The 7,414-nt window shown below is 66.9% G+C and carries 4 protein-coding genes and 2 pseudogenes; all 6 read right to left on the reverse strand.

The window, feature by feature from the left end; translation table 11 throughout:
* Positions 1 to 299, reverse strand: a 299-nt coding sequence (locus FQ389_RS17085) for a hypothetical protein (protein ID WP_186296497.1), incomplete at its 3' end; no start/stop codon positions are given.
* A 180-nt stretch (positions 300 to 479) separates the two neighbouring features.
* Positions 480 to 2,852: a RelA/SpoT family protein gene (locus FQ389_RS17095; RefSeq protein ID WP_144209800.1), complete on the reverse strand. Its 2,373-nt coding sequence runs from the start codon at positions 2,850 to 2,852 to the stop codon at positions 480 to 482.
* Between the two features lie 31 nt (positions 2,853 to 2,883).
* A complete protein-coding gene (locus FQ389_RS17100; RefSeq protein ID WP_407662934.1) occupies positions 2,884 to 3,426 on the reverse strand; it encodes an adenine phosphoribosyltransferase in 543 nt (180 codons plus the stop codon).
* Positions 3,423 to 4,772 (reverse strand): annotated as a pseudogene (locus FQ389_RS17105) (hypothetical protein). Before FQ389_RS17105 ends, FQ389_RS17100 begins: the two are co-directional and overlap by 4 nt.
* A gap of 6 nt (positions 4,773 to 4,778) precedes the next feature.
* Positions 4,779 to 6,050: a protein translocase subunit SecF gene (secF, locus tag FQ389_RS17110; protein WP_144209797.1), complete on the reverse strand. Its 1,272-nt coding sequence runs from the start codon at positions 6,048 to 6,050 to the stop codon at positions 4,779 to 4,781.
* Positions 6,047 to 7,198: pseudogene (secD, locus tag FQ389_RS17115) on the reverse strand (protein translocase subunit SecD); the annotation flags it as partial. The pseudogene secD and the gene secF, both read right to left, overlap by 4 nt.
* Positions 7,199 to 7,414: the final 216 nt, after the last annotated feature.

Below are 7,414 nucleotides of genomic sequence, written 5' to 3' on the forward strand. Positions count from 1 at the left end.
CCCGCCCCGCAACCACCGCCACCGCACGCCCTGCCCCCGCATGCCGGGCCGCCGCACGCGATGCCGCACCAGGGCCCGCCCCAGTCGTCGAACCGGCGGCTGATCATCGGCATCGTGGTCACGTCGCTGTTCACCCTCACGATGGTGACGGTCTTGGTGATCTCGCTGGTCAGCCACAGCGACTCAGCAGCGAACAACGCGGCCACCACCACGCCGCATCCCAGGACGCCCAAACTCGGTCCCGCGATCGGTGGTCCGTTCGGGCCGACGACGGCCGCCACCCCGAACGGGACGGCCACACCACCGTTGCCTGCGTTCGTCCCGCCGCCGGAACCTGGGCGCGAATTGCCAATATCCGGCGGCCGGCCTGGCGGTCCTCGACAAGATCGGCGCGGCGGGGGTGGCCGGCAACCGCGACAGCCGCCTGCCCGCCTCTCCGGTGACGATCACCTCGGTACGGCTCGGCTGACGCGGTCCGGTTACGCGGCCGACGTTACGCGATAGACGTCGTATACGCCTTCGACATTGCGCACGACATTGAGCAGGTACCCGAGGTGCTTGGGGTCGCCCATCTCAAAGGTGAAGCGGCTGATGGCAACTCGGTCACCCGACGTGGCGACCGACGCCGACAGGATATTCACCTTTTCGTCAGCCAGCACCCGGGTGACATCCGAAAGCAGCCGGTGCCGATCGAGCGCTTCGACCTGAATGGCCACCAGGAACACCGACGACGGCGACGGCGCCCATAGCACCTCGATGATACGCTCGGCCTGCTGCTGCAGCGAGGCGGCGTTGGTGCAGTCAGTGCGGTGCACGCTGACCCCGCCGCCGCGGGTAACGAAACCCATGATCTGGTCGCCAGGCACCGGTGTGCAGCACTTGGCCAGCTTGGTCAGCACACCGGGGGCGCCGGGGACCGAGACACCGACGTCGTCTGTGCTGCGCGGCCGGCGCAGCATGGTCGTCGGCGTGGACCGTTCGGCCAGATCCTCTTCGGCCTGGTCGACGCCGCCGAGCTCGGCCAGCAGCCGCTGCACGACGTGCCGGGCCGACACATGGCCCTCGCCGATCGCGGTGTACATCGTGGACACGTCGGTGTAGTGCAGTTCGCGCGCCACCGCCGCCATCGACTCACCATTGACCAAGCGCTGCAAGGGAAGTCCGCCGCGGCGCACCTCGCGGGCCATCGCCTCCTTGCCCGCCTCCAGCGCCTCTTCGCGCCGCTCCTTGGCGAACCATTGTCGGATCTTCGCCTTGGCCCGCGGCGACACCACGAACTGCTGCCAGTCCCGCGACGGTCCCGCGTTGGGCGCCTTGGAGGTGAAAACCTCTACCACTTCCCCGTTTTCGAGCTTGCGCTCCAGGGCGACCAGCCGCCCGTTGACCCGGGAGCCGATGCAACGGTGGCCGACCTCGGTGTGCACCGCGTAGGCGAAGTCCACCGGCGTCGAACCGTTCGGCAGGGTGATCACGTCGCCCTTCGGGGTGAACACGAAAATCTCTTGCACCGCAAGGTCGTAACGCAGCGACTCCAGGAACTCGCCGGGGTCGGCGGCCTCACGCTGCCAGTCGAGCAGCTGGCGCATCCACGCCATGTCGTCGATCTCGGCCGCGGCGTGCGGATGCGGAACGCCGTTGCGCCCCTTGGCTTCCTTGTAGCGCCAGTGCGCGGCGATGCCGTATTCGGCGGTGCAGTGCATGTCGCAGGTACGGATCTGCACCTCCAGCGGCTTGCCCTCCGGCCCCACCACCGTGGTGTGCAGCGATTGGTAGACACCGTATCTGGGCTGGGCTATGTAGTCCTTGAACCGTCCCGCCATCGGCTGCCACAACGAGTGCACCACGCCGACCGCGGCGTAGCAGTCCCGGACCTCGTCGCACAAGATGCGGATGCCGACCAGATCGTGAATGTCGTCGAAGTCGCGGCCCTTGACGATCATCTTCTGGTAGATCGACCAGTAGTGCTTGGGCCTGCCCTCGACCGTCGCCTTGATTTTCGACGCGTTCAGCGTGGCGACGATCTCCGCGCGGACCTTGGCCAGATAGGTGTCCCGCGACGGTGCCCGCCCGGCGACCAGCCGAACGATCTCCTCGTATTTCTTCGGGTGCAGGATCGCAAACGACAGGTCTTCCAGCTCCCACTTCACACTGGCCATGCCCAATCGATGTGCCAGCGGCGCAATGACCTCCAGCGTCTCGCGAGCCTTGCGGGCCTGCTTCTCCGGCGGCAGGAAACGCATGGTCCGCATGTTGTGCAGCCGGTCGGCCACCTTGATCACCAGCACCCGCGGGTCGCGGGCCATCGCGATGATCATCTTGCGGATAGTCTCGCCCTCGGCGGCGTTGCCCAGCTCGACGCGGTCCAGTTTGGTCACGCCGTCGACCAGGTGGCCGACCTCTTCGCCGAACTCCTCGCTGAGGGCCTCCAGCGTGTAACCGGTGTCCTCGACGGTGTCGTGCAGCAGCGCGGCCACCAAAGTGGTGGTGTCCATGCCCAATTCGGCGAGGATGTTAGCGACGGCCAGCGGATGGGTGATATACGGGTCGCCGGAGTGCCGGAGTTGACTGGCGTGGCGCTGGTCGGCGACCTCGAACGCGCGCTGCAGCAGCAACAGGTTCGCCTTGGGATAGATCTCCCGGTGTACCGCCACCAGCGGCTCGAGCACGGGGTTGAGCGTGCTGCGCTGGGCGGTCATCCGCCGGGCCAGCCGGGCCCGCACCCGCCGGGACGCGCTGCTGGACGTCTTCAGCGTCTCGGTGGGCGGCGGCTCGGGCGTATCCACGAGCCGAGGCGCTGCCGGCGACTCGATGGGCGGCACATCAGCTTGCGCCGTACCCTGCTCATCCGCCACGTCGGTCACCTCCGAGTCCGAGGATATCTCCTCAGACGCGGCTCAGGCTGTACACGATCAAAGGCGCCAGCGCATCTCGACCGCCCAGTGCGGTGATTTCCACTAGCACCGCGGCGCCGGCCACATTGGCCCCGGCGCGCCGGACCAAACGCTCGGCCGCACCCAGAGTGCCGCCGGTGGCCACCACGTCGTCGACGATCATGATGTTGCTGCCCCGCAGATCCAGACCGTCGGCGGGGATCTCCATCGCCGCGGGGCCGTACTCCCGCTGGTAGCTCTCGCGGAGCACCGGGGGCGGTAGCTTGCCCTCCTTGCGGATGGACAACACGCCGGTGCCTAGCCGCGCGGCCACGGCGGCGGCCACCAGCGACCCCCGCGATTCGATGCCCGCGACCAGATCGACGCCGGCGGAGATGTCGGCCAGCGCATCGCTGACCGCGCGCATCGCCGTCCGGTCAGCGAACAGCGGAGTGAGGTCCTTGAACCGGACTCCGTGCTCGGGAAAATTGGAAACGTCGCGCGTCAACGACGCGATGAGGTCGGCCAACGCCGGATCCTCGCGTATATCCGTCACTGCATCAAAGCCCATCGGTCCATGTTCCAACCCGCGCCCCAGCAGGTCGGATTCGCGCTGACTGCGTACATCTTTTTCGACATCAGCAGCGTTCGCTGCTGATGATACAGGGGCAACGTCGGCATATCACCCCACAATACCGGCGCCCCCTCGGCAAGCAGGCACACGCGTTCGACCAGGTCGCCGGAGACGGCTAGCGCGCCGATGATGCCGTCGATCTTCGGGCTGGCGTAGCCGGACAGGTTGTTGCCGTTGCCGCTGTTCAGGGCGTAGGCGTCCATCGCCGACGAGCCGGTCGATCCGCTGCCGGTGGCCCCGCCGGTGCTGGCCAGCAGGACGTTGATCTTGCGTCGCTGAGCGCCTGCGGGGCCGGATGTGTCCAGGGCCACGTTGGTGACGCTGATCCCGGCCGTCGCGCAGGACTTGGTGATGGTCCCGACGGTGACCGCGAGCCGGGCGTTCGGACTCTGGGTAGCCGATCCACACCGTCAGCGGCGCACCACCCAGCGCGTCGCGGGCGGCGGCGGGATCCGCCTTGTCGAACGGCGCGGCCTCGCCCTGCGCGACTGCGTCCTCGGTGGCCGGCGACAGCCGCACGTTGACGATCGGCACTCCGGCGTCGTGCGCGATAACGTCCCGGGGCATGCACAGCGCGCGACGGCGCGGCAGTCCTTGGCCTGCTCCAGCGGTCCGAGCGGGGCGAAGATCAGCTGCTCGATGCCCGCCGAGGCGAAGTCGGTGCGGTCGTAGTTGTCCGGGGTGGTCAGCGTCTCCGACGAGCCGGCCGCGACATCGACGACATCGACGCTGCGGTTGTTGACCCGGTCCTTGATGTCGGGCCGCCTGCGGCGACACGGTGATCCGTTTGGTGATCGCCCTAGGCCCCGTTGGTGACGAGCACCACCGCGCCGTTGGCCAGGACGGATTGGATCTTGTACCGCCACCCAGGCCGGCTACGTCGATATCGTCAACATCGAATGCATCCCGGGCCGCCCAGGCCAGTACCAGGTCGTCGCAGGTGACCCGGCTTGCCGTTGGAGTATACCGCGTTGTCGGCGATCTGGTAGTCGAGCACCAAGGGCGAACCGCTGACCACCGAGACGCTGCCGAAGTCGTCATGGTCAGCGACGACCTGACCGTCCGGGCCGTGGTAGCCGAATCCGGTCAGGGTTGGGCGCTTGCGCGCCCGCCGTCGCGGCGCCGATGGTGGTGTTGACGTTATAGCTGGTAAGCGGGCCGTCGACGACGTAGGCGATCTGCGAGGCGGCGCTACCCGAGCAGCCGGTCAGGGCGAACGTCGATGCGAGCGCTGCAGCCAGGGCAACGATCGCCGCGCGCCGAAGCATCGCGGGCTACCTCCGGCCGGCGTTTCGCTTGCCGGTCGGGCGCCCAGAGCCGGTGGGCCGCACGGGTCGGGCACCGGGCGCCTGTTTACCGGTGGGCTCGACCCCGTCGGTCGAACTGCCCGCCGTCTCGGCCCCGTAGGTAGAATCGAACTCCGGCGCGGCCTCGGACGTTTTCGCACCGGACTCGCCGCCGTCGGCGGCCTGCTTCTGTGGGCCGGGCTTGCGCCGTTTCACGACGCGGCGGGTGTGCGTGCGCACCAGCTCGGTGCGCTCGCGCAGCGTGACCAGCAGCGGCGTGGCGAAGAAGATCGACGAGTAGGTGCCGACCAGGATGCCGACCAGCTGCACCAGCGCCAGGTCCTTAAGCGTGCCGACACCGAGCAGCCATACCGCCACCACCATCAGCGCCAGCACCGGCAGCACCGAGATGAGGCTGGTGTTGATCGAGCGCATGAACGTCTGGTTGACCGCCAGGTTCGCTTCCTCGGCGAAGGTGCGCCGGGTGGTGTGCTGGAAGTCCTTGGTGTTCTCTTCGACCTTGTCGAACACGATGACGGTGTCGTACAGGGAGAAGCCGAGGATGGTCAGCAGGCCGATCACGGTGGCGGGGCTAACCTCGAAGCCGACCAGTGAATACACCCCGGCGGTGACGGTCAGGTCGAACACCATGGTGGTCAGCGCGGAGATCGCCATGTAGCGCTCGTAGCGGACCATGATGTAGAGGCCGACCAGGACCAGGAACACGACCAACGCGAACAGCGCCTTCTTGGTGATCTGGCCGCCCCAGGTCTCCGATACCGCCGAGTCGCTGATCGCCACCTTGCTGGGCTTGCCGTCGGCGCCCTTCGGCTGGAACGCATCGAACAGCGCGTCGCGCAGCTTCGCCGTCTGCTCGTTGGTCAGCGTCTCCGAGCTGATCTGCACCGTCGCCGATGCGCCGTTACCGACGATGACCACGGCCTCGACGTCACGGCCCAGGGTCTTCCGGAACACCTTTTGCACCTGCGAGGTCTGCACCTGGCCGGTCGCGCCCGTGACGGGCATGGAGACCGTGGTGCCGCCCTTGAAGTCGATGCCGAAGGAGAAGCCACGTAGGATGATGCTGAGCACCGCGATGGCGACGATCGCACCGCTGATGCCGTACCAAAGCTTCCGCCGCCCGATGACCTCAAACGCGCCCGTTCCGGTGTAGAGCCGGGAGAACACGCTGTGATGCGGCAGCTGCGTGGTGGAGTCGGCCGTGTTGTCGCCGCCGGTGCTCTTGGCTTTAACGGTCATCGCGCGGTCACCGTTCCATCTTCACGCTCGGGCGCAGCCCGGCGTTCGCGGACGACCTGCTGGATAGCACCCAGGCCATTGTAGGCGGGCTTGGCCAGCGTCGGAGATTTGGAGGCCAGGTACACCAGCGGCCAGGTGACCAGGAACACCACCACCACGTCCAGGACGGTGGTCAGGCCCAGGGTGATCGCGAATCCGCGCACCTGGCCGATCGCCAGGACGTAGAGCACCGCGGCGGCCAGGAAGGTGACGGCGTTACCCGACACGATCGTCTTGCGAGCCCGCGCCCAGCCTCGCGGCACCGCCGACCGGAACGAACGGCCCTCGCGGATCTCGTCCTTGATGCGTTCGAAGAACACCACGAACGAGTCTGCGGTGGTTCCGATACCGATGATCAGACCCGCGATACCCGCCAGGTCCAGGGTGTAGTTGATCTGCCGGCCCAGGTTCACCAGAATTGCGAAAACCATTGCGCCGGAAGCGATCAGAGAAAGCGAGGTCAACAATCCCAGTATCCGGTAGTACAGCAGCGAATACACCAGCACCAGGGCCAGGCCGATCGCGCCCGCTATCAGGCCAGCTTTCAGGGAGGTCAATCCCAGTGTCGCCGAGACGGTTTGGGCTTCCGACGATTCGAACGACAACGGCAGCGAGCCGTACTTGAGGACGTTGGCGAGCTGGCCGGCCGTGGTGGCGTTGAACGGCGGGTCTCCGCCGGAGATCTGGGTCCGTCCACCCGGGATGGGTTCCTGGATCATCGGGGCGCTGACGACCTGCGAGTCCAGGGTGAAGGCGGTCTGGGTTCCGACGTGGGCGGCGGTGAAGTCGGCCCAGGTGTTGGCGGCTGCGGGTTTGAATTGAAGGTCGACGACGAAGCCGATGCCGTGTTGGTTCATCGTGGAACTGGCGTCCTGGATCTGATCTCCGCTGATTATCGACGGCCCCAGCAGGTAGACTATCTTGTAGTCGGTCGAGCAGGTCACCAGCGGCAGTTTCGGGTCGTCGTTGCCGGCCAGGATGTCCTCTTTGTCACAGTGCGAGGCCACCCACCGCATCGCGACCATCTGGATGTAGGGATTGTCGCTCTGCCGAAGCTTTTTCATGGCCTGGATGCGCTCGGCCAGATCCTTGCGTGGATCGGGCGGCGCGGGCACCTGGGGTGGCGGCGCCCCACCGGCCGGAGTGGCGCCCGTCTCTTTTACACATCTCCGAGCCCACGAGACCAGCACAAATCTCCTATGCCGCCCTCTGCTTGTCAAAAAAAAGCGTGCAGCTAGGCTTCAGGGACATGTTGAGGCAGACGGGCGTGGCGGTCACACTTGTCGCTGAGATCCTGCAACCCTTTCTCTTCTACCCCTCTCCTA

Origin of the sequence: Mycobacterium tilburgii (assembly GCF_902168065.1) — a bacterium.
GTDB classification, from domain to species: domain Bacteria; phylum Actinomycetota; class Actinomycetes; order Mycobacteriales; family Mycobacteriaceae; genus Mycobacterium; species Mycobacterium tilburgii.